At 42.2% G+C, this 24,059-nt stretch carries 15 protein-coding genes; 9 read left to right on the top strand and 6 right to left on the bottom strand.

Annotated elements, in window-relative coordinates; all coding sequences use genetic code 11:
- Positions 1-82 precede the first annotated feature (82 nt).
- From L990_RS07095 to L990_RS07085, 3 genes are all read left to right on the top strand, one after another.
- Positions 83-4,942 (top strand): translocation/assembly module TamB domain-containing protein, encoded by a 4,860-nt coding sequence (locus L990_RS07095; RefSeq protein ID WP_156121415.1) that lies wholly within the window; start codon positions 83-85, stop codon positions 4,940-4,942.
- Positions 4,939-7,200, top strand: coding sequence for a BamA/TamA family outer membrane protein (locus L990_RS07090; protein ID WP_047446945.1), 2,262 nt, complete (start codon positions 4,939-4,941; stop codon positions 7,198-7,200). The genes L990_RS07095 and L990_RS07090 overlap by 4 nt, the downstream gene beginning before the upstream one ends.
- Positions 7,201-7,342: 142 nt before the next feature.
- Positions 7,343-9,172: a hypothetical protein gene (locus tag L990_RS07085; protein WP_052180816.1), complete on the top strand. Its 1,830-nt coding sequence runs from the start codon at positions 7,343-7,345 to the stop codon at positions 9,170-9,172.
- Positions 9,173-9,287: 115 nt separating this feature from the next.
- On the opposite strand, the gene gdhA is transcribed toward L990_RS07085, so the two are convergent.
- Positions 9,288-10,625 (bottom strand): NADP-specific glutamate dehydrogenase, encoded by a 1,338-nt coding sequence (gene gdhA / locus L990_RS07080; protein WP_047446943.1) that lies wholly within the window; start codon positions 10,623-10,625, stop codon positions 9,288-9,290.
- 465 nt (positions 10,626-11,090) lie between these two features.
- Here gdhA and rlmD point away from each other — a divergent pair, with 465 nt between their 5' ends.
- Positions 11,091-12,494 (top strand): 23S rRNA (uracil(1939)-C(5))-methyltransferase RlmD, encoded by a 1,404-nt coding sequence (gene rlmD, locus L990_RS07075; protein ID WP_047446941.1) that lies wholly within the window; start codon positions 11,091-11,093, stop codon positions 12,492-12,494.
- Positions 12,495-12,542: 48 nt separating this feature from the next.
- Here the strand turns inward: rlmD and L990_RS07070 are convergent, their stop codons facing one another.
- Positions 12,543-13,139, bottom strand: coding sequence for a hypothetical protein (locus tag L990_RS07070; protein ID WP_156121413.1), 597 nt, complete (start codon positions 13,137-13,139; stop codon positions 12,543-12,545).
- A gap of 106 nt (positions 13,140-13,245) precedes the next feature.
- Complete coding sequence (locus tag L990_RS07065; RefSeq protein WP_047446937.1) at positions 13,246-14,199, bottom strand: hypothetical protein; 954 nt, start codon at positions 14,197-14,199, stop codon at positions 13,246-13,248.
- 235 nt (positions 14,200-14,434) lie between these two features.
- Between L990_RS07065 and L990_RS19175 the strand changes: the two genes are divergently transcribed.
- From L990_RS19175 to L990_RS07050, 3 genes are all read left to right on the top strand, one after another.
- Positions 14,435-16,171, top strand: a complete 1,737-nt coding sequence (locus L990_RS19175; RefSeq protein WP_052180814.1) for a sensor histidine kinase — start codon at positions 14,435-14,437, stop codon at positions 16,169-16,171.
- Positions 16,168-16,869: a response regulator transcription factor gene (locus tag L990_RS07055; RefSeq protein ID WP_197057255.1), complete on the top strand. Its 702-nt coding sequence runs from the start codon at positions 16,168-16,170 to the stop codon at positions 16,867-16,869. Before L990_RS19175 ends, L990_RS07055 begins: the two co-directional genes overlap by 4 nt.
- Before the next feature lie 214 nt (positions 16,870-17,083).
- Positions 17,084-17,443, top strand: a complete 360-nt coding sequence (locus L990_RS07050) for a desulfoferrodoxin family protein (RefSeq protein WP_047446933.1) — start codon at positions 17,084-17,086, stop codon at positions 17,441-17,443.
- Positions 17,444-17,555: 112 nt separating this feature from the next.
- On the opposite strand, the gene L990_RS07045 is transcribed toward L990_RS07050, so the two are convergent.
- The gene (locus L990_RS07045; protein WP_047446931.1) at positions 17,556-18,056 is read right to left on the bottom strand and encodes a DUF4199 domain-containing protein; all 501 of its coding nucleotides are present in this window, start codon (positions 18,054-18,056) and stop codon (positions 17,556-17,558) included.
- A 467-nt stretch (positions 18,057-18,523) separates the two neighbouring features.
- Here L990_RS07045 and L990_RS07035 point away from each other — a divergent pair, with 467 nt between their 5' ends.
- Positions 18,524-19,246 carry a DUF6261 family protein gene (locus L990_RS07035; RefSeq protein ID WP_047446927.1) on the top strand — a complete coding sequence of 241 codons (723 nt, stop codon included), beginning with the start codon at positions 18,524-18,526 and terminating at the stop codon, positions 19,244-19,246.
- Between the two features lie 119 nt (positions 19,247-19,365).
- On the opposite strand, the gene L990_RS07030 is transcribed toward L990_RS07035, so the two are convergent.
- Positions 19,366-22,344: a PEP/pyruvate-binding domain-containing protein gene (locus tag L990_RS07030; protein ID WP_052180813.1), complete on the bottom strand. Its 2,979-nt coding sequence runs from the start codon at positions 22,342-22,344 to the stop codon at positions 19,366-19,368.
- Positions 22,345-22,585: 241 nt separating this feature from the next.
- Here L990_RS07030 and L990_RS07025 point away from each other — a divergent pair, with 241 nt between their 5' ends.
- Positions 22,586-23,584, top strand: coding sequence for a linear amide C-N hydrolase (locus L990_RS07025; RefSeq protein WP_231562259.1), 999 nt, complete (start codon positions 22,586-22,588; stop codon positions 23,582-23,584).
- Between the two features lie 72 nt (positions 23,585-23,656).
- On the opposite strand, the gene L990_RS07020 is transcribed toward L990_RS07025, so the two are convergent.
- The gene (locus tag L990_RS07020; RefSeq protein ID WP_047446923.1) at positions 23,657-23,911 is read right to left on the bottom strand and encodes a hypothetical protein; all 255 of its coding nucleotides are present in this window, start codon (positions 23,909-23,911) and stop codon (positions 23,657-23,659) included.
- Positions 23,912-24,059: the final 148 nt, after the last annotated feature.

Below are 24,059 nucleotides of genomic sequence, written 5' to 3'. Positions count from 1 at the left end.
TTGCCGTAAAAAGACTAAAGATAAACCTGCAAGTAAACAACTACCCCAAAAATAGTGTTAGATAATAACTAAACTACATTTATTGAGTAACGAAAATTCCATATACAGACGAATATTTAAAATCATCACCAGATTATTGGTGCTTACGGTTGTTTTGCTCATACTAAGTATATTACTAATTATTTTCACCCCAGCAATACAAACAAGTATATCACATAAGATTGCAGCATATTACTCTACAAAGTTAAAAACCGAAATAAAAATAGATCGCTTGGCTATACGCAATTTAAATAGTATAGAAATAAACAATATACTTATTGCTGACAAAAACAAAGATACCATTTTACATTGCAAGAAAGCAAAAATTGATATTATTCTAAGATCAATTATAACACAACACATAAAAATAACCAACATCGAAATAGACTCATTTACTAGCAAAATATATAACACTACACATGACAGTAGCTTTAACTATCAGTTTATTTTAAATGCATTTTCAAATAAAAACAACAATAAAATCGAAACGAAAGATAAAAGCAATTTTAATATTATTACAAACAAAATAGAACTAAAAAACATACGAATACTATTTCAAAATAGATATAAGAATATAAACCACATCACCCATATTAATAACTTGCGTTTAAACAACTTACACATTAACACAAAAAACAACACACACTCAGCAGGTAACCTTATAATTAATAGATTAAACTATCAAAATAACATAAAAAAAGATAGCACCTCAATTGCATCAAATAGCTTATCTATCATAAGAACAAACATCAATACAGCCCTAAATAAAGTCGATATTGAGAGCATATATCTTAATAAATCAAACATAACATACTCGATAAATACAAGAAAAGAATTAACAGCAGATAAAAATGTGCGCAGCGACAAATCAAGGCCTTGGCATATATCAGCAAAAAATATAATACTTAAAGACAACGAAATAAAATACGACAACAATATTGAAAAGAACAAGAACAAAAGTTTTGACCAAAATCACTTAAGATTTAGAGATATTCAACTACAAGCCACTAATATCAAATATACACCACCAATATGGAATGTATACATATCCAACTTTTCCTTCAAAGAAAGAAGCGGATTAGCATTAAAAAAAATGAGCCTAGATCTAAATCTTAACAATAAAATATTATCCATAAATAAGCTAGCAATAGCAACACAACATTCATCCTTAAAATTAATATCCTCCATAAGCAACTTTAACCCATTAGCAACTTCAACTGACAGCAAGAAAATAGCAGTAAAGCTGCTAGTTGACACCTTGAAATTAGGTTATGCCGACCTCTTGCTCCTAAACAAGAACATAAAAAGGGGTATTTCAAGAGCATTTTCAAGACAAAGTATTCTTATAAATACAAAACTAGAAGGAACTCTTGCCAATATACATATAGCAAATTTCACAGGTAAAACAGGGTCATCTACAACCTTAAACATTCAAGGAAGCATCTCTGGGCTACCTAATATCAAGCAGATTGCCTATAAAATTGATCAAATTAGAGTAAGAACATCAAAAAAAGACATTTCAACTTTAGGAAACAATTTCATTAATCCCAACATTATTTCAGTACCTCAAAAAATAGAAATTATTGCTAAAGGGAGTGGAACATCAAGAAGTTTTTATGGAGAAATAAGCACAGAGACACCTGACGGGAACCTATTGATATCACCACAAATAAGCAACATTAGTAATCCTAAAAGGTTAGCCTACGATATTGCGTTTGAGACTAGAGATATAAACCTTGGAAAGATTGTAAAGAAAGATAGCACCATAGGAAGAGTAGCTTTGAACGGTTGGGTGAAAGGTTCGGGGTTACCCCTAAATGGGAGCGCAAATTTTGAAATAAACCTCCCCCACCTAGACCTAAAAAAATACAGATACCAGAATATCTCTCTTAATGGGAATATTGAAGAAAATCAAATCAATCACGCACTATATATTGCAGATACAAACCTCTCCCTTTCCTCAAAAGGAAGCGTTCTTATTAATCAACTCAACAGTCGTTTTGACAATAAAATATGCCTAAAAAAACTTAATTTACAACCTATTGGCCTTTCGACCACGCCCATGTCGATTGCGTCGAATATAAATATCCAGTTTAACAATTTCGATATTGACAGCCTAAGCGCTAAAGTATACACAGACAGCTTAATTCTAACTAACAGTGGGAAATCAATAAAAATAGACACACTACTAGTTCTGTGTGATGCAGAAAAAGGGAATAGATCCATAGAAATTAATAGTGATTTTATAGACGCCATTGTTGTTGGTAACTTCCAACTATCTAAAATAGAGCAAGCATCTCGTTATATCTTGTCAAACTACCTTCCCAACATCATGCCTCCAGTAAAAAATAATATAGTTCCTCAAGAATTTGTTTGCCTTATTAGCACCAAGCACCCATACAACTTAAAAAAAATATTTCCTGATATCAAGGAAATTCAACCGATCCTCATTCGAGCAGACTTAAACACAACTGAAGAAATGGTAAAAATAGACGGTAGTATCCCAAGAATCAGCTATGGAGCTATAGATTTTTCTCGAGGCACACTAGTTTCTGATCTAAAAAATGGAGAAGGTGAAATAAAATTTGGGGCAGAAAAACTCATTACAGGAAATATAAGCGTCTTCAATCCTAAAATTGAACTTTCGAAAAAAAAGGATCGACTCAACTTTAACCTAACAACTCAAGATAGCTTATATATTGGAACCTTATATCAAATAGGAGCAAATTTCAATTTCAATAAAACTAAAATAAACGCATCCTTTTCACCTGAATTCATATTAAACGGAGATTCCTGGGAAATGAATCCGGCAAATAAAATAGAAGTTGACACGACAGGTCTACTCATTCACAATTTCAAATTAAGCAGAGGTCGCCAAAACCTTAGTGCTGAAAGTATTGACAAAAAAACAAACAATCCAGTTCGCCTTAATTTTGAAAAATTCAGAATTAAAACTATAACAAATATAGCAGGCTTAGACACAACCTATTTCAGAGGAGTCATAAATGGACAAATAACCATTCACAAACTAAATTCAAGCCCTATACTAGCAGCTAACATCAGCATTTCCAACACTGTTTTTCAAAAAAACTTACTTGGAGACCTTTCTATTAATGCTCAGAATCTAAATCAAAATGAGATTGGAGCCAATATATCCTTGATAGGAAACGGCAATGATATTCAAATGCAGGCATCCTATCAAACCAAATTCCCCAATGAAATCAAAAGTTCTGTAAATATTAATAATTTAAATATCAAACTCATAGAACCTCTAACAGGAGGTTTCTTCGTAAAACCATCTGGAAAAGTATCTGGTCATACATTCATTTCGGGGACAACAATATCCCCCAAAATATATGGAGAGATCGACTTAAAAAATACAGCTGCAATGATTGCGCCTTTTAATTCCTTTGTAAAGTTCAAAGATGAACGAATACAATTTACCCAAGAAGGAATCAAGTTTAATAAATTTACAATTTTAGACTCATCCGAGAACAGATTTACAATCAATGGATTAATTGCAACAAACAACTATCGTGACTATAAACTTGACCTTTCCATAAATTCTCGAGGTTTTGAAATTGTACGCAAAAAAGAAAATGAAAAAAGTCTTGTATACGGACCGGTTTGGATTGATGCAGATGCTAAAATTAGCGGAAATACGAATCTCCCCAAAATAACAGCCACCACCACCATACTCCCAAAATCAAAGCTGACCATAATTCTACCAGAATCAGCAGGAGGAGTTAGTAGTAGCCAAGGTGTTGTCGAATTTATGGACTCCTTAAATATAAACAAAACCGTGATTCTAGACTTTAGTGCACCCGATAGCGCCAAAGTAAGCAAGTTTAAAGGGATTGATTTGAATGCAAACATTGCCATCGACAAGGATGCAGAGCTAGTACTTCGACTATCCCCAAACAGCGGAGATGTTATTGATGTGCAAGGCGATGCCAAACTTAATGCAACAATAGATCCTAGCGGAAAATTTAGTTTTGCTGGAAAATACGAAATAAAAAAAGGGTATTACGATCTAAACTTTAACGGATTAATGCAGCGCAAGTTTGACATAAAAGAAGGCAGCAGCATAACCTGGAGAGGAGCACCAACCGATGCTGACGTAAATATAACAGCGAGCTACAAAGTAAAAGCAGCACCAATAGATTTAATGGCAGACAAAATGACAGATGTCGATCCCTCCAAACTAAGCACCTATAAGCAAAAGCAAGATTTTCTGGTATACCTTATTGTCAAAGGAGATATGCTAAAACCCGATATCTCATTCAAAATAGACATGCCAGAAGAATCAAAAAATGCTTTAGATGGCAATGTTTTCAATCTTATCAAAGAATTAAACCAACAAGAGACAGAACAAAAGAAGCAAGTTGCATCGCTCCTTCTTTTAGGAAGGTTCGTCGCAAATAATCCGTTTGTGAGCCTTGCAGGTAGTTCTGCAGAATCAACCATACGGGAGAGCGCCAGCAGAATACTCACCGACCAGTTAAACTCACTTGCAGATGACCTTATTTCTGGCGTTGATCTTGATTTTAACCTAGAATCTAAAGAAGATTTCTCGACAGGAGAATCAAAAAACCAGACTAACCTAAGTGTTGGAATTTCTAAAAATATTGGAGACAGGATTTCAGTGTATGTTGGCAGTAATTTTGAGCTAGAAAGTGCGGATCCTAATGCTCCTAAAAACAATATAGCAGGAGATGTTGCTGTAGAATACAAGCTAACAAAAGACGGACGATACAGAATAAAAGTATTCAGAAAAAATGAGTATGAGGCTGTGATAGCTGGAGAAGTAGTAGAAACGGGGCTAACCTTCAGCTTAACTATGGACTACAATAAATTCCGAGAACTTTTTAAACGAATAAAAGAAAGAAATCAAAAAAAATGAGACTATTAATACTAGTTATACTGGTCGTTTTAGGCATATACGGATGTAGTCCAACAAAAAAACTACCTCCTAAGTCAACATTATTAGGGAAACAAGAAATCGTCTTTACAACAAAAAACAAGGAGGCTCAAAAAATTGCGTCTTCCATACAAAAAGATTTACGACCTAAACCTAATAAAAAGTTTTTAGGAGTTAGAGTCAAACTTTTTTTCTACAACTTAGTAGATACTCCGAAAAAAAAAGGGCTTCGCCACATCATAAAAAACAAAATGGGAGAACCACCTGTCCTTGCAAAAGAGGTCAACATGCAAAGCAGCGAAAAATTCATCGAAAACACCTTAATAAACAATGGTTTTTTCAGAGCAAATACTGTAAGCGATTCCCTAACAACCAATAAGGTCACAACGTTTACCTACAAAACAACGGTTCAAAACAGGTATCGGATTCGTAACATAATTTTCCCTAATGATACTCTTCCAATCTCATTAATCATTTCAAACACAAAGAAAAAATCGCTACTAAAGCGAGGTGCCTACTACAACCTTGAAACAATCAAAGAAGAGCGAGGGAGAATAGATGAAATCTTAAAACAGAAAGGATATTTCTACTTCAACCCTGACTATATTGTTGCTCAAGTAGACAGCAATCACAATGGATTTGTGGATATTTACATAAAAGTAAAACAAGATGCGCCCGAAAAATCGGTACTTCCTTACCGAATTGATCGTATTACAGTTTACCCCTCCTACTCAATACAAAAAGACAGCCTCTTACAAACAAAAGAAGGTATAATTACGCAAGGCATTGAGGTTATTGACCCTCGAAATCGTTATAGACCATCGATTTTTGCGCATGCCATACAATTCAGGACAGGCGAACTCTATACCCGAAAACTACATAGCCGCTCCCTCACCAGAATGGTAAACTTAGATGCATTTCAATTTGTAAACTTAACGTTTAACGAATCGGATACAGGAAAACTAAATGCAACCTTCTACCTTACACCAGCAAAAAAAAACACGCTGAACTTAGGCATTACAACTAGTACAAAATCAAACAACTATTTTAACACAGAATTAAAAGCAACCATTAAAAATAGAAATATTTTTAATGGTGCAGAAATTTTTGAACTAAACGCTAGCTCTGGAATCAACACTCAAATTGGAGGGAACAAATCCGCCTATAACACCTACACCCTTGCTTCTGATTTTACAATATACTCGCCGAGATTAATTACTCCATTCAAAAAATTCAATTGGATGCAGGCGGTTGCCACTAGAACGAAGGCAACTGTTGGATATGAGCTCGTCAGTAAGCAGCCAGATTACATCATACACTCAATAAACGGAAGTTTTGGATACATCTGGAAAAAACATGAAAAAGATGAACATGAGCTAACTCTTCTCAATATAAATCTTGTGAGGCCTGCAAACCTATCCAACAGAGTCGACAGCATCATCAACACCAACCCTTCAATCAAGCAAAGTTTAACCAAGCAGCTTATTTTAGGTGTTATATACAATTTCACCTATAGCAACCAATTTCAAACGTATAAAAAGCATCAATACTACCTAAATGCAACGCAGGAGTTTGCAGGAAATACTATCGATCTTTTTAAAGGAGGTAGAAAAGAAAAATATCAGCAAAACGAATTATTTGGAATTCCCTACTCCCAATACTCTAGAACAACTATCGACTACAGATCATTTATTAAAATAGACAATAAAAACACCTGGGTAAACCGCATATATGTAGGAGTTGGAATACCATATGGTAACTCGGAAGCACTGCCCTACACAAAAAAATTCTATAGTGGTGGCAGTAATAGCTTAAGAGGATTCAGAGCCTACACTCTAGGTCCAGGAGAATACAGAAACCCTGATACTAAACAGCAAACAAACCAAACCGGAGATATCAAACTTGAATTAAACTCAGAATACAGAGCTAATATTTGGTCAATAATAAAGGGTGCTGTCTTTATCGATGCTGGAAATGTATGGCTTCTCAGAAATGAAGAAAGACAACCTAACGCAAACTTTCTTTTCAACCGTTTCTACAAGCAGCTAGGCGTATCAACTGGAATGGGTATTAGATTCGATTTGACGTTTCTTATTCTTCGATTTGATATTGCTACACCAATCAGAAAACCATACCTTCCTAACGGTGAACGCTGGGTATTTAACAAGATCAATCTAAGATCAAAAGAATGGAGAAAGGAGAACCTTATACTAAATGTTGCTATAGGCTATCCTTTCTAGAATAACAGTTAACATCCCTACTAGTGGGGTGCAAAAAGAACAGGTCAATGCCCATTATAATCCTATTAACGATATATTTACATTAATCGAAAAATCGTGATTCAACCTAAAAACACTCAAACTAAAAATGAGACTACCATTTATCAAAAAACTGATCTGTAGCACGCTACTGCTAACAACAGTAGTAAGCACCGAAGCATCACCCCAATCAGAAGTTGCAGATACCATCCGCATCACCAGCTTTGGGGTAACCCCTAACTCTAGACTAAATACATCTACGGCTATACAAAAAGCAATAGATAGCGCCAAATGCATAAAAGGGAAAAAAGTTGTCATCTTCTTTCCTAAGGGACGCTACGACTTTTACGAAGTTGATGCCTTAAAACGAGACTATTACATCTCCAATCACGATCAAGAGAATCCTAAAACAGTTGGAATTGTTGCTGAAAATCTTGATCATATATCTTTTGAAGGAAATGGATCCGACTTTATATTTCATGGACGCATGCTTCCTGTTGCCTTAATTGAGAGCAAAAATTGCGAACTAAGGAATTTTAGCATTGATTTTGAGACTCCTCATATACAGCAAATGAAGGTGTTAGAGAATGACACCATAACACAAACAATTCGTCTTGAAATTGCTCCGTGGGTTCTCTATGAAATAGAGAATAACCGATTTTACGCATATGGCGAAGGCTGGCGTTGGACTCCCAATAGCGGCATCGCATTCGAAGGCAAAACTCGCCATATAGTTTTTAACACTAGCGACATTAGCGTTTACTTAAAAGATGTAAAAGAGATTGCCCCAAACATAATTCTCGCCAAGGGATGGAAAAACCCACAACTTATTCCTAACACTGTTATTGCATTACGCACATGGAATCGTCCAGCACCTGGAATTTTCATGTCGCATAACCTTAATACCAAACTTTACAACGTACAAGTACACTATAGCGAAGGAATGGGCCTGCTAGCCCAACTGTGCGAGAATATTTACATGGATAAATTTTCCGTCTGCCTTAAAGGAGACAATGATCCTCGCTACTTTACAACACAAGCAGACGCAACACACTTTTCAGGTTGTAAGGGGATTATTGTATCCGAAAATGGGCTTTACGAAGGGATGATGGATGATGCTATAAATGCTCATGGCACCTATCTAAAAGTAATCAAACGCATCAACGATCGTACCATCCAAGCAAAATACATGCACGAACAATCTTGGGGTTTTGAATGGGGGCGTCCAGGAGACAAAATCCAGTTTATCAAGTCAAATACAATGGAAGTTTCTGACAAGGTAAATACAATATCAGCAATAAAACCAGTAGACAAACCTACGAATAAAGGTGCTACTATATTTGAAATAACCGTAGTAGAGCCCATAAAGTTGGCACTTTCTGATAAAGACGATTTTGGAATAGAAAATCTAACATGGACTCCAGAGGTCGTTTTCCGAAATAACGTTATCCGAAATAACCGTGCAAGAGGAAGCTTATTTAGCACGCCTAAGCGTACCATTGTCGAAAACAACTTTTTCGACCACACCTCAGGTTCTGCCATTCTACTTTGTGGAGATTGCAACGGATGGTTTGAAACCGGAGCATGCAAAGAAGTTATTATTAGAGGAAATCGATTCTTAAATGCACTTACAAACTACTTTCAATTCACAAACGCCGTAATCTCCATCTACCCCGAAATACCTAATATAAAAGAGCAAAAAAAATACTTTCACAGTGGAGTAGTTATAGAAAACAACCTATTTGAAATGTTTGACGTTCCTTTGGTATATGCCAAATCTACCAATGGACTAATTTTCAGAAATAACACAATAAAAACCAACAAAGAGTACCCCGCATTCCACTGGAATAAATCACCCTTTCTCTTCGAAAGAGTCGCAAACTTTGAATCCAAAGGAAACTATTTAGACGGAAAAGAGCTTGATCTTAAAAAAAGTGTAAAGACGATAAAATAAATTTCTAGAGGGATTTGTTTTACACAAACCCTCTTTTTACAATAAGATTTCCAAAAAAGATAAATAAAAAGCCGCCCCGAAAATCGAGGCGGCTATCATTACCGTTAAATATGTACTATACTAACCCTTGATCAAGCATAGCCTTAGCAACCTTCATGAAACCAGCAATGTTAGCACCATCAACATAGTTGATATAGCCATCTGGCTTAGTTCCATACTCAACGCAAGCGCTATGAATACTATGCATAATTTGATGAAGCTTAGCGTCTACCTCTTCAGCAGTCCAGTTCATCTTCATCGAGTTTTGAGTCATTTCAAGACCAGAAGTTGCAACACCACCTGCATTTACGGCCTTACCAGGAGCGTAAAGCATCTTGTTGTGGATGAAGAACTCAATAGCTTCTGGAGTACATCCCATGTTAGAGATTTCACCAACACAAGTACAACCATTAGCGTGAAGTTTCTTAGCATCATCGCCGTTAAGCTCGTTTTGAGTTGCACAAGGAAGAGCGATATCAACCTTTACACTCCATGGCTTTTCACCAGCAAAGAACTTAGAACCAGCAAAACGCTCAGCATATGGAGCAACCACGTCATTGTTAGAAGCGCGAAGCTCTAGCATGTAGTTGATTTTTTCTGCATCAAGACCAGCTGGATCGTAAATATATCCATCAGGACCAGAAATGGTAACCACCTTAGCTCCCTTTTCAGTAGCCTTAAGAGCAGCACCCCAAGCTACGTTACCGAAGCCTGAAACAGAAACAACCTTACCTTGTAGGCTTTCTCCACGAGTTTTAAGCATCTCTTCAACGAAGTAGATACCACCAAAACCTGTAGCTTCTGGACGGATAAGAGATCCACCCCAGCCCATTCCTTTACCTGTAAGAACACCAGTGTTCTCACGAGCAAGCTTCTTGTACATACCATATAGGTATCCGATTTCACGACCAGCAACACCTATGTCACCAGCAGGAACGTCAGTTTCTGGGCCTATGTATTGCCAAAGCTCTTGCATGAAAGCTTGGCAGAAGCGCATAATTTCAGCGTCAGATTTTCCCTTAGGATCAAAGTCTGAACCACCTTTTCCACCACCCATAGGAAGTGTAGTAAGTGCATTTTTGAAGGTTTGTTCAAAACCTAAGAACTTAAGGATTGAAAGGTTTACAGATGGGTGGAAACGAAGACCGCCCTTGTATGGACCAATTGCATTGTTAAACTGAACGCGGTAACCTAAGTTTACATGTACATTACCTTTATCGTCAGCCCAAGTTACACGGAATGTGAAAATTCTTTCTGGTTCAACGATTCTTTCAGCTATTTTAGCTGCTTCGAATTCTGGGTGTTGGTTGTAAACGTTCTCGATTGAAGCTAGAACTTCGTGTGCTGCTTGAAGAAACTCCTTTTCACCTGGATGCTTCTTTTCAAGGTCGGCCATCAATTTTTTTACGTCCATCGTCGTATGTATTTAGTATATTAAACTAACGTGTTTGCATCTTACCTCCCGAAAACCGGTATGATTTGATGCCGTAAATGTAGCTTTAATTTCGAATATCAAACAAGATTTCAACTAAAAAATCAGTAGCCTGACAAATATTTTTCATTACACTTTGTAACCTACACGTAAAACGTTTGTATGCAAGCAAACGCCACTTTTCCTTGCTGTAAAACATAAAATAAACCTTTACACTAAAGAGTACTTTAAACTTTGTAAATCATTTTTTGTGAGATGTAGCCCCACACTGTGAGACCTTTTCTAGTCCTTGTGCGTATGCTAACTTCGCTGAAAAGTTATTTGTTAAACAACAACAATATTTAGTTACAATATTTTACATCCATTCACAATCCTTTAGCCATTATTTCCTTGGGCTTTCCTCTTCACCCTTAATTACCTATCTTTGTGCTCACAAAACCGATTACCGTGGGAAGAAAAAGAAAACCATCGATAGAGAATTTGGAGATTGTAGACATTGCTGCAGAAGGGAAAGCAATTGGTAGATATAATGATGTTGTAGTATTTGTGCCACAGGTAATACCTGGAGATATTGTCAACGTTCAGGTTAACAAGATGCGCAAAAACTACATGGAGGGATTCGTAACCAAGCTCGTTACACCATCACCCAACCGTATTGCAGCTACCTGCGAGCACTTTGGCGTATGCGGCGGTTGCAAATGGCAGCACCTTCCCTACCACTTCCAGCTTGAGTACAAGCACAAGCAGGTAGTAGATCAGCTTACCCGGATAGGGAAAGTTCACATCCCAGAAATCAGCCCTATTCTTGGCTCTGAAAAAATCTTCGAATACAGAAATAAGCTGGAGTACACCTTCTCTTCAAAACGATGGATTACCATTGAAGAGGTACAAGCAGGCGCTGAAATTCACCAGCCAAATGCATTGGGTTTCCACATCCCGGGAATGTTTGACAAGGTGTTGGACATAACAAAATGCCACCTACAGGCTGAGCCATCCAATGCAATACGTCTTGCAGTTCGTGATTTCACCATAAACAATGGCTACGAGTTTTTCGATATTCGCAATCAAGTTGGGCTAATGCGAAACCTTATAATTCGTACAGCCTCAACTGGCGAGGTTATGGTTATTGTCGTTTTTTACTATGAAGATGTAGAAAAACGAACTGCGCTACTTAACCATATAAAGGAATCATTCCCTCAGATTACCTCGCTACAATACATTATTAATACTAAAGGGAACGATAGCATCACCGACCAAGAAGTTATCTGTTTCGCAGGGAAAGACCATATCATAGAGGAGATGGAGGGACTAAAATTTAAGGTTGGCCCTAAATCATTCTATCAAACAAATTCTGAGCAGGCCTACCAGCTATACAAAATAACCCGCGACTTTGCAGGTCTTACTGGAAGCGAGGTTGTTTACGACCTTTATACAGGAACGGGGACAATTGCCAACTTCGTTGCATCCAAATCTAAAAAGGTTGTAGGCGTTGAGTATGTTCCAGAAGCCATTGAAGACGCAAAAGTAAACTCCGAAATAAACGGAATTACCAACACAACCTTCTACGCTGGCGACATGAAGGATGTTCTAAACGACAAATTTATTGCCGAAAATGGGAAGCCCGACGTTATAATACTAGACCCACCACGCGCAGGGATCCACGAAGATGTTGCCAACACCATTTTAAGAGCAAAACCGAATCGCATTGTTTACGTTAGCTGCAACCCGGCTACGCAAGCACGAGATTTAGCCCTTCTAGGAGAAGCATACGAAGTAATAAGGGTTCAACCTGTAGATATGTTTCCGCATACCCATCACGTAGAAAATGTAGTTTTACTGGACAGAAAGTAAGTTCTACTAAATATAGAAGGCACCGAGATTTTCGGTGCCTTCTTCCTATTAAAGATATAGGCTTAAACCCACACTTGCCACACCCGCATATCCATAGCCTAACTCCAAATAGGCGCCTAGCTTACTTCCCACTCTAATTCCCAGCAAATTTGCTTGGTAGGCAGGAGAAAACTTATCCAGATATTTACTTTCAGTACTATTTTTTGCACTTTCATAGCTAAGTCCAGCAGCTAAGCTCGAATAGACATTCAGATTACGAATATTTATCCACGAATAGTACATTCGAACTAAGGTAGAGTATTGGGTTGATAACACGCGCTGCTTGGTGTCTACAACCGAACCATTTTCATCTTTCCCGCCAAAATAGTTAGTCCGCATAGAGGCTACAACACCGAGCAAGCCTACGGCAAAGTTCCGTCCAAAAGCGTGCTTATAGCCAATAACCCACGGACCGAGCGCATCCGAATGGGAGTTGTATTGCTCATCAAGGGTAATAATTTTAGAAACGCTAGGGCTATAAAATGTATTATCAACCTCTACCGATGAAAAAAGGCCATACCCTGCCACAAGTTCGCCCTGAGCTCGCCCACTAAAAGCAGCCGCTAGCAGCACAAAAAACACGACCAAGTTCAACTTTGTTCTCATTGCTAAACGCTTGTACCTACTAACGTCACCCATCCACACTTTGTTCTTTTTGGGCAATAAAAAAGGGGGCTTAAAGCCCCCTTTCTCTGTTAAATAACCTAGCTAATTATAGCCAAAACTTACCTACAGACACTTTCTTGCTATTCGAAATGACAACGTATACGTAGTCATAGGCTTTATCCATTTTTATAGTGCGTCTAAATTCGCCATCGTTGCCTATCAGAGTTACCTTCTCTACAACTGTTCCTTCAGGCGATACCAGCTGCAGCTCGCTTTGCTCTGCATTCTCAAGCTCGTAGCTGATACGAACCGTACCATTTTTTCGATTTTGCACTAAAGATAAATCTTCAACGTCAAGCCTACTCTTTATATCCTTAGAAGAAACGATCCCCTTCTTTACAAGTAGATCATTTTCCTGAACAGATGGAGATTCGGCCTCTAGCCCACCCCTCGATCTACGAACGACGAAGTCCCTATCCTGAAAATCACGTCCTCCAAAATTGGGCATCATATCAAAAGAAGGAGGTACAAGCATGTCGAAGTTCATATTTGGCATATCACGCTCTGGGACAAACGGACCATCAACAAACGTAGTGTCCTTCCCATTTCGAATAATGGTAGTTTTTCCGTCCTTACTAATCACCTTGATGGATTGCTGATTTCCGCTAGAATCGGTGGTAATCGTAAAACGGTTCCCTCGCATATGCGGACGCTTTCCGGCCATTCCCTTTCTGTTTATACCCTTTCGCTGCTGCGTCGAATCGGAAGAAAAGAACCTATCCATACCAGCAAAATCTTCAGAAGAGATCATTCCTTGGATATCTGGCATTTCCTGCATCATCTTCATCGCTTGGTTGTAAAATGAGCGAGAAGAACGGCTCATGTCCCTCATCATGTCATCCGTAAAGAATTGGTCGATGCTGCGGCATGCAGAAGTGTCTACCCGCACCTTTTCATTTTTGGCCTTCGAGGCCTTCTTTTGGGTTGATTTTGTTTGAGCAAATGCGGTAGTGCTTGCAGCAACAAGCCCCAACGCGATTAAAAAAAAGTATCTTTTCATACTCGTAAATTTTTAGATGAGAACCTTACCTGGCAGCTCTGGTAGAATTACCGGCAAGGCCTTATTGTGATGCTAATTTTGGGCTTACATTTACGACTACAAAAATACGGCACAAAAAAACAGAAGGGGTTAAGAGCTGGTTAATACCTGTTAACAAAAAGTTAAGGGTCTACTTTTGCGCATTTTAAATATGTATTTTTGTATGTGTGAAAAATTTAAAAGGAATTTCTCCTAAATGAAGAAAAAGGTTATTCCCAGCATTGCAGTACTACTTGGCATCGCGCTTGCAGCCATCGCCATAACGCAGCTACTTTGGCTTAACAACGCCTATAGGATAAAAGAAGACCAGCTTAACAAGGCTATTGTAGACGCCATGCGTTCTACGGTAAACAAGCTCGAAGACAGGAATAACGCCTCCAAGCTTCTTGACACCTTCAACAAAAAAATTAGCGAGAAGCCAAATGCCAACGGAAATCACGGCAACCAACGGATAATGGAGCAGGACATCGCCTACATCGACTCGCTGGTACAAAGCATCCTTAAGAGCTCGAAGTTCACCTACAACGACGACCAAAACCGGGTGGTTTTCCGAATAAACACCCCCGACGGCGTTTTCGAAAATTCGTTCGTCGTGCCCAACTCGCAGCTATTCGACCAGATGATGCGCCAGCAAAACGGACAGAACCCCCAAAACTTGCGCTATCCATCCTCCAAAAAGAAAAAAAAGAGTCAAAAAACTAAGAACCAAAGCCCATTTGGCTCCGACTTCATGTTTCCGATGGAGTCGATGCCGCAGCAAGATAACGAGGAGGATGCCCGTCGTGAGGCAGAATCGATGATCAGGGCGCATATTGAGGGGAAAACCCGACGAATAGAGAACACAATCCGACAAATGATCATAGAGTCGGACACGCGCAACCAGCCGCTAGAAAAGCGCATCAAGGCAAACATCATTGACTCGACGCTAAAAAATGAGCTACGATCTGAGGGCGTTAACCTCCCCTTCGAGTACGCCATCTATGCCGATAAGAGCAACCACAAAACCACCATCGCCTCCAAAGGCTACGATATGGACGAGCCGGCCACCTACAAAACTGCGCTCTTCCCCTACGACCTAAGCTCCGAGCCCTACAGCCTAAGGCTACAGATAGACAACACCCGAAGCTACATTCTGGGTTCGCTCAACTTTATGCTGGTTGGCTCCATCCTCCTAATAGCCTTTATCCTTACCACCTTCATAATTACCCTGCTTACGCTACTAAAGCAAAAGAGGCTATCCGAGATTAAAAGCGACTTCGTAAACAACGTAACCCACGAGTTTAAAACGCCCATAGCCACCATCAACCTGGCGGTAGATTCCATCGAAAACGGAAAGGTGATAACCAAGGAGGAGGCCATAAAGTACTTTACGGGCATAATCCGCGACGAAAACCGGCGCATGAACCGCCTGGTGGAGCAGGTGCTTAAGATGGCGCTGGTGGAGCGTGCCGGACTAAAACAAAATCCGCAAACGCTGGATATGCACGACATGATAAACGCCGCCATCGGCCACTTCGAGCTGCAAATCGACAGCAAAGGAGGAACCATCGTCAAGGAGTTTAACGCCGAAAGAACAATCGTAGATGCCGACGAAATGCACATCCTCAACGCGCTTGTCAACCTTATCGACAACGCCATAAAGTACTCGATGGGCGCTCCGTTTGTAAAAATATGCACCTTCAACACCGGAAATAAAATCACCATTTCGGTTATAGATAAAGGTGTGGGCATGAAAAAGGATGCCCAACGCCGCATTTTTGACAAGTTTTACCGCCACACCGATGGCAATATTCATAATGTAAAGGGATTTGGACTCGGACTGGCTTTCGTTAAGTCGATAGTCGAAGCCCACAACGGCAAGATTACCGTATCGAGCGAAATTGGCAAAGGCAGCCGATTCGACATTACCTTACCCCTTAAAAACAACGAATAATGAGCAGCATAAACGTACTACTGGTTGAAGACGACACCAACTTTGGTTCCGTGCTTAAAGCTTACCTCAACATTAACGACTTTAACGTTACCTGGGTAAACGATGGCGCCAAAGCCTTCAAGACTTTTATCGAGGGGGAGTTCGACATCTGCGTGCTAGATGTGATGCTTCCCAATGTGGATGGATTTACCATTGCCCGCCGCATTAAGGAGCACAACCCGCGTGTGCCGCTAATTTTCCTAACCGCAAAAACGCTCAAGAACGACATACAGGAGGGCTTCAGCATTGGCGCCGACGACTACATCACCAAGCCGTTCGACTCAGAGGTGCTCATCTGGAAAATCAACGCCATACTCACCCGCGACAAGCTCTCCAACGCCAACGCTGCCCCGGCCAAAACGGTATTCGAGCTGGGCATCTACTCCTTCGACGTGGAAGTCCGCACCCTTACCCACAACGGCATCGAGGAGAAGCTCTCGCCACGCGAGGCCGAGCTGCTAAAGCTCCTCATCGAAAACGCCAACAACGTGCTGCAGCGCGACAAGGCGCTTCTTACCATTTGGAAGGACGACAGCTACTTTGCAGGCCGCAGCATGGACGTGTACATCACCAAGCTCCGCAAGTATTTGAAGGACGATCCGAACATCGAGATTTCGAGCGTACACGGAACTGGGTTCATGCTTAAGGTAAAAATGTAGAAAGCACCCGCATACGCCACTAGGTTGTAGCCATCGGTTACAACCTTTTTTATTTTCCACCACCCCAAGCGGCTGACGTTTCTTTTCTGGCGGAATAGTTGTACATTTAAGGTAATCAAAACTAACTACGGAGAAACCCGCATGGCCAACCACCGCCAGCAGGCGCAAGCAAATCGGGCTATGGGGCTTCATCCAACCTTAAATTTTTATTAGGATGAAAAAGATAAGCTTAGTTCTAACCCTTGTGCTGCTGGTTGCAGCGGCCTTTGCCAACAAGACCTCCGTTAAGATTGCTGTACCCGACAAGGTACAAAAGGGGCAGCCAACCACCATCACCATTCAGGTAACCCACAACGGAAACAGCAAAATGCACCATACCAACTGGGTTACCCTTACCATTAACGGCAAGGAGGTAAACAAGTGGGAGTATAGCGGCAGCCACCTTCCCGCCAACGAAGACTTTACGGTAACATATCAGATTACCCCTACCGAAGATATGGAGATTAAGGCGCAAGGAAACTGCAACCTGCACGGGAGTACCGGTCCCGACACCAAATCGGTAAAGGTAGAGTAGCCAGCCATATCGTCACCGATTGCCAAAAGCATCGGCACCGCAAATAGGTAACACACAAAAGCCGCACAGGAAACCCTCCTGCTGCGGCTTTTTACGAAGTATGCCTTAAGGGCTACTTAAGCTTTATGCGCCGACTCCTCCTGCACACAAAGGCATCCACCACGGCCGTAGTGACAACGCCCATCGCCAACGCCCAAACCACGCTTTGAATGGCGTAGTTGCGGTAGTTAAAGTACGCCTGCGCCTCCTCTACCGTCTTGTAGTAGCCCGTTTTTACCGAGTAGTCTATCACATTGGCAAAGTAGCTGGGGCTGATTACGTACGAGATAAGCCACTGCGTTAGCGGGCTACAGGTCGCAATGATGACGGAAATAATAACCCCCGACTTAAATCCCTGCCAGTAGGTCATCCGGCCACCATACGCCACCCGCTTCTTGTCGCGTAGCGCCTCGATGTACACGTAAACGGCTGGCACTACAAACAGCATGGTAAGGTACTGCTGCTGCCCGATATACCTATCGTGCAGGCCAACCAGCCGCTCTAGCAGCATCCAAGCAAGCATGGTTACCATAAAAATAAGGGCCCACTTCAGCTCTATTTTCAGGTTTTTCATAAAATTGATTTTGATACCATCCAAACATCCCTCCGCTTTAAAAGTTTATTTGCGCATATTTTCTCCCTCCTCAAAAAAAAACAACAAGAAAATGAGCTAAACCAAAACCTTCGTTGTTTTTATTAAAGTTAAAAACAATTACAGTTTTTAGCTGAAAACGGCCACGGGTGAATTCCGCAAAATGCGCAGAGCTCCCTAGCGGTCTAGTACGAATTCCGCAAACGGCGCAGAGCACGCTAGATTTCTAGCACAGCCTCCGCAAACAGCACAAAGCGCACTAGGCTTCTAGCACGAATTCCGCAAATGGCGCAGGGCGCACCAGGTGGCCAGCGCCAATTCCGCAAACGACGGAGGCCTCGCCCGGCACCTAGCGCGGTTTGCGCCAGCGGCGCTAGGCCGCCAACCGCAGAGGCTGTTAGCTGGCGCAAGGCTACGAACACAAGGTTTTACAAATAAATAATATCGCTATGAGACTTGTTATTAAGCTAGGGAAGCGCGTTTTAGACGCCTTGGTTGGATACGGAAAAGAGGTGGTATCGTACGTAAAAACGTCGGGTATCCCCACGCTCATCGCCAGCAAGCCTTTCTCACAGCTCGTCGATGCGCTCGACAAGCTCGAAAAGGGCTACATGAAGATCCGTAAAAACACCTACACCCTACAGCTCATACAGCTAGACGACGAACGGGACGACTGCTACCGATCGCTGTACTACGTGGTAAAGGGATGCGCCCTATCGAGCACCCCCGCCGAGGTGCAGGCCGCCAGGCAGGTTATCGCGCTTTTCGAGCGCTTTGGGCTCGAGTTTCTCCAGTTTGCCTACGTAACCGAATCGGCCAGAATGTCTAACTTCATTGCCGAGCTGAAGCTACCCCGGTATGCCGAGGCCGTTATCCTCCTAACCATCGGTACAAAGCTCGCCAAGCTCGAGGAGGCCGACAAGGCATTTAACGACTGCTACGCCCTAAGCGTAGAGGATATCGTGGCCCGCAAGGAGCACGAGGCCGCCAGCGCGGTAAGGAAGGAGTTTCAGGAGGCGCTCGAAAAGTTCATGATCTACCTCGAAGGGAAGAGCATGGAGGAAACCGACCCCAAGTGGGAGGCGCTATGCCAAAAGATCGAATCCTTTAACACCCGATTTGGACAAAACGCCGACCTGCACAAGGACGGTAAGGAAGATAAATCTATCTAATGCCAATTAATGCGATGGCTAAGGTTTAGCAAAACGAAGCCTGGCGGATGATTCCGCCAGGCTTTTACATTTTTATATGCCCAGTAGGCTAGCCGATGGCCGCCGTCCCAAGATGGTTGCTATATCTTTACCATCCCGCGGTGGGTACGCCCATCCACAATAATGGTTAGCGGCTTTTCGAACACCACCTGTCGGATGTACTTCGAGTCGTGCACCGCAGGCATGGCGTCCAGCACGGCCACATCAAACTTCCCATCGCCTAAAAATGGGTTGATGGTGAAGTACCCCACCCTAAACGAGGTCAGGTTCTGGAAGAAGTGGGTTCCCTGGCTAGGATCTACGCGGAAGTTCTTTAGCCCGCTCTCCACAATTAGGCGCGCCTCCGAAATTTGAGGCCACTTAACGGGGATACCCAGCCAAGGATCGCTCGATCCCCAGCGGCCAGGGCCTATCAGCACGTAGTTTTCGCCCCGCGCCTTAAAGTCCCTATTAATCTTCTCCAGCTCGTCGGCAATCTTGCGCGTGTGGGCCGAGTCGAAGTGGTCGGGCTTTACGTAAACAATGTTTTTGATGCCCTCGATGATGCCGTGCCCCAGCGCCGACTGCGAGTAGATCACCGCCTCGTCGGGATCGAGCTGCTCGGACTGCACGTCGTCCATCTCCTCGTTCTCCACAATCGGACGAATCTGCAGGAAGTTGAACTGTTTAGGCGCCTTCGGATCGTCCTCCACGTTAACGGCAAACTCTATTTCGATGGGCGTATTCATCTCGTTCTGGCATAGTTCCAGCAGCTCGCTCAGAATTTCGGCTAGCGGAAACGAGTTATACTTTAGGATATTCGCAAAGCTGATAATGCGTCGTCCCGTTGGGCGGTAGTAGTCGCGTATCCGATCATCCTGAAAATCGTAGATGGAGGAGACATGCTGCATACCGGGGTAGTCGCTGGTATTGGTGATATCTAGGCGCTTTAGGTTGATGCTATCGTCGGTCGAAACCTTAAAGGCTTCGGGGTCCAAATCGAGCGCATAGAACATCTTCTGCGTATCTCGAAGGGCCATCTGCGGGGTGCTCAGCTGCAGCAAATGCGCAGGATGCTTTGGCGAGAAGCGCATCGTCATCCCCCCATCAACAATAAACTTACCCAAACCAAAGGCTATGCTGGCAATGCCATCCTGTGGTTTTTCGGAGCCCAACGGGTAGAAATTTATGGATCGGGCAACACCCGAGATGGTTGGGTAGTAGAGATCGCCATGCTTGGTACCACATACCTCCTGCAGCACTACTCCCATTTTCTCCTCGTCGAGGACGTTAGAGGTGGCAAAAATATAGCCCCTGCTGCTCGAGTAAAACACCGAAGCAAACACGCTCTTGATGGCAAGCGTGAGCATGTCTAGGCACTTCTCGTCATCCTCAACACGAGGAATCATGTAGGTGCTGTAGATTCCGGCAAATGGCTGGTAGTACGAGTCCTCGAGCTTGCTCGAAGAGCGAACGGCTATCGGGTTTTGTACGTTTTTGATGTACTCCCTCAAATCCTCGCGTAGGTCGTCGGGCAGCTTAGCCTTAATAAAACGTTTTAAGATTTTGCTATCCGCCTCCTCGGCCAGCGCATACTTATAGAGCTTATTTTCCTCCATAAAGCGGTCGAAGAGTTCGGTGGATATCACCGTAGTCCGGGGGATGTTAATCACCACATCGGGATACTTATTGAAGAGGCTATACTTTTTTAGAATGGAGTTGATGAAGGCCAAACCACGTGCCTTCCCTCCCATCGATCCCTCGCCAATCCTCGCTATTTGCAGATATTCGTTGTAGTCGTGGCGGTTAAACTTTCCGATAACCCCACGCCCCGTTACCTGTCGGTACTGGTTGATGGCGTTGGCAACGTAGCTGCGCATGGCCACAATATTGGAGAAATCGGAGGTTTGAATAGCCCTAAACACCTCGGCAATTGGGAAAAGCGCCCTCGCAAAAAGCCACTTGCTAAGATGGTTGTGGCTGGCGTGGTAGTAAAGAGTCTCGTCCGATATGCTCATCAGCGCATCGTTAAGGCTCCGCAAGTTGTTAGCCTCGCGCACCACCTCCTTGGTCTTCGGATCTACAAAGTAGAAGTTTCCGAAAAAGAAGTAGCTGCGCACGTAATCAATCAGCTCGTGCGAAAGCGATTTCGAATACTTATGGATAAAGCCAGCGCCTAACTCTACGGCAACCTCCTTGTTGGCCAAATCGGAGGACTGAAAGATAAATGGCATATGGGGATCATCGCGACGAATCACCTTACAGAGCGTTATCCCAGCGCGCGTCTTCGAGTCGCGACGGTGGTTTACCTTAAAGCTCACATCCGACACAAATCCCAACAGGTTATTCTTATACTTGCTGTACAGCTCTATTGCCTCATCGTAGGTTGTTGCCAGCAAAATCTTGGGTCTGCCTCGCATACGGAGGTTCTGCTGCTGCTCATTTACCGCCTCGCGAATAAAGTTTCGCGACTGGTTGAGCACCACCTTGTACAACGTAGGCAGGTAGGAAGAGTAGTAACGAACCGAATCCTCCACCAAAATAATTGCCTGCACCCCGACATCCAGCAGGTCGTTGTCGGCATTCATCTTATCTTCTATCAGCTTTATGATAGCCAGCAGCAGGTCGGCATTTCCGAGCCAGCAAAACACGTAGTCGATAGCAGAAAGGTCTTCCTTCTCCAACTTGATGGAGACCTCGCGAGAAAAGTGCGTAAGCACCACCACGGGAGTCTCTGGCATTAGACTTTTAAATGTGTGCGCCAGATCAAAGATCTCCACCTCGCCAATGTTAAGCATCGAGATGATCAGATCAAAGGACTCCTGCTTCAAAACCTCCAGCGCCTCGGCTCCCGAGCTAACACGTTTAAAACTTGGAGGGTAGTTTATATTTAGCGATACATACTCCTTAAAAAGTTGCTCCTCGATACGTCCATCCTCTTCGAGGATAAAAGCATCGTAGCTGCTACAAATAAGCAGCACCCGACGAATGCGGCGCTGCATCAACTTCTCAAACTGAGGATCGGCAAACTCAATATCAAACGGATTGAGCGCCTTCTCTCTCTTATCGGCATTTAGCATATGCTATAGGTGTAAGATGTAATGCTAAGTAAACATTTTTTTTCAAAAATAGCTCAGCCCACCAAGCAATCTGACCTCAAATTATTGCACATACAAAACCGTTAACAATAAAAGATGGACACTGAAGAACATTCGACGCCGATACCAGTTAAATTTGTGGTATATCGATTGAATTACCCATTAAATAAGAACTATTATGAGAACTTTAAGATGTAGTATTCTTGCCGTTTTACTAGTATTGATGCTAAATGTTCAGCAGCTAGGGGCATGTACACGCGTAGTTTATAAAGGTACCAATGGTACTATTCTAACTGCAAGATCCATGGATTGGAAGGAAGATATAAAAACAGATCTGTGGGTATTCCCGAGAGGGATTGAGCGTACTGGCGAAGTTGGCCCCAACTCCATAAAATGGAAGTCGAAGTATGGAAGCATAACCGCTGCAACATACAACATCGCCACCTCCGACGGAATGAACGAAAAAGGGCTAGCAGCCAACATACTCTGGCTTGCCGAATCTAAATATCCAACTTGGGATCAAAAAAAGCCAGGACTGTCTATTTCGCTTTGGCTGCAGTACGTACTCGACAACTTTGCAACCGTAAACGAAGCGGTGGAGGCGTTAAAAAATGAGCCATTTGTCCTAATTACCGACAAAATTCCGGGCTTAGGCAACCTTGCCACACTGCATCTCTCCATCTCCGACAAATCTGGCGACAACGCCATCATCGAATATATAGATGGGAAGCAAGTCATCCATCACGACAAGTCGTACACCGTTATGACCAACTCGCCTACATACGAGAAGCAGCTAGCGCTGAACGACTACTGGAAAGGCATTGGTGGCGAAACAATGCTACCAGGCACCAACCGTGCAGCCGACAGGTTTGCTCGAGCAGCCTTTTACATCAACATCATTCCCAAAACAGACAATACACAAATCGCCGTTGCCAGCGTATTTAGCGTTATCCGAAATTGCTCCGTACCATTTGGGATATCCACTCCCGACCAACCCAACATTTCATCTACAAGATGGAGAACAGTGGCCGACCATAAGAATTTAGTGTACTACTTTGAATCAGTGCTTACCCCCAACGTTTTTTGGGTAAATCTAAACGATGTAGATCTAAGCGAAGGTGCCCCAGTGAAAAAACTTGGGCTGACAAACAACGAGATATATGCAGGAAATGCATCAAAGAACTTTGTTCCTACTCCTCCTTTTAAATTTATGGGGCTATAAGAACGGTAGGTATACGCAAAGAAACGAAGAGGGTTCATTAAAGAACCCTCTATTTTGTTTACATCAGAACTATTACAAAGAAGCAATAGCAGCATCTAACGAACCAAAAAGGTTAAGGTTCGCATTTTGAGCTGCCTTTTCATTCTTTTCTAAGTTCATCAATGTCATCTTAGTAAATGCACTGCTAGGCAGCACCAAGTTTAGCACCTTCATTCCCGCTTTTGCAAATTGAGGTGTAATAACCTCAGTCACCCAGTCGGTATCCTCCTTCTTTAAGAGCCCTGCATTGGTTGTGTCAGAAATTAAAATTCTTGCAACCTTTTTCAATAAAAAGCTTTACAGATCGTTGCTGTCCATCACGGAATTCTTCAGAAGAACAAAAGCCTTTCCATGTTTGAACTAAGCAGTTTTTCTCTTTTAGATAAGAAATCTCCAAAAAACGAGAAGAATACAAAAGTTCCATTTACGTTAATTT

The sequence above is a fragment of the Alistipes sp. ZOR0009 genome (assembly GCF_000798815.1).
Lineage (GTDB): Bacteria > Bacteroidota > Bacteroidia > Bacteroidales > ZOR0009 > Acetobacteroides.
This window is presented reverse-complemented; position numbering and strand designations above follow the sequence as displayed.

Excerpts from the sequence above, each read along its gene's own strand:
- L990_RS07035 (WP_047446927.1), top strand. The coding sequence starts at position 18,524 with ATGAGACTTGTTATTAAGCTAGGGAAGCGCGTTTTAGACGCCTTGGTT.
- L990_RS19175 (WP_052180814.1), top strand. The coding sequence starts at position 14,435 with ATGAAGAAAAAGGTTATTCCCAGCATTGCAGTACTACTTGGCATCGCG.
- gdhA (WP_047446943.1), bottom strand. The coding sequence starts at position 10,625 with ATGGACGTAAAAAAATTGATGGCCGACCTTGAAAAGAAGCATCCAGGT.
- L990_RS07070 (WP_156121413.1), bottom strand. The coding sequence starts at position 13,139 with ATGAGAACAAAGTTGAACTTGGTCGTGTTTTTTGTGCTGCTAGCGGCT.
- L990_RS07030 (WP_052180813.1), bottom strand. The coding sequence starts at position 22,344 with ATGCTAAATGCCGATAAGAGAGAGAAGGCGCTCAATCCGTTTGATATT.
- L990_RS07090 (WP_047446945.1), top strand. The coding sequence starts at position 4,939 with ATGAGACTATTAATACTAGTTATACTGGTCGTTTTAGGCATATACGGA.
- L990_RS07050 (WP_047446933.1), top strand. The coding sequence starts at position 17,084 with ATGAAAAAGATAAGCTTAGTTCTAACCCTTGTGCTGCTGGTTGCAGCG.
- L990_RS07025 (WP_231562259.1), top strand. The coding sequence starts at position 22,586 with ATGCTAAATGTTCAGCAGCTAGGGGCATGTACACGCGTAGTTTATAAA.
- L990_RS07045 (WP_047446931.1), bottom strand. The coding sequence starts at position 18,056 with ATGAAAAACCTGAAAATAGAGCTGAAGTGGGCCCTTATTTTTATGGTA.
- L990_RS07065 (WP_047446937.1), bottom strand. The coding sequence starts at position 14,199 with ATGAAAAGATACTTTTTTTTAATCGCGTTGGGGCTTGTTGCTGCAAGC.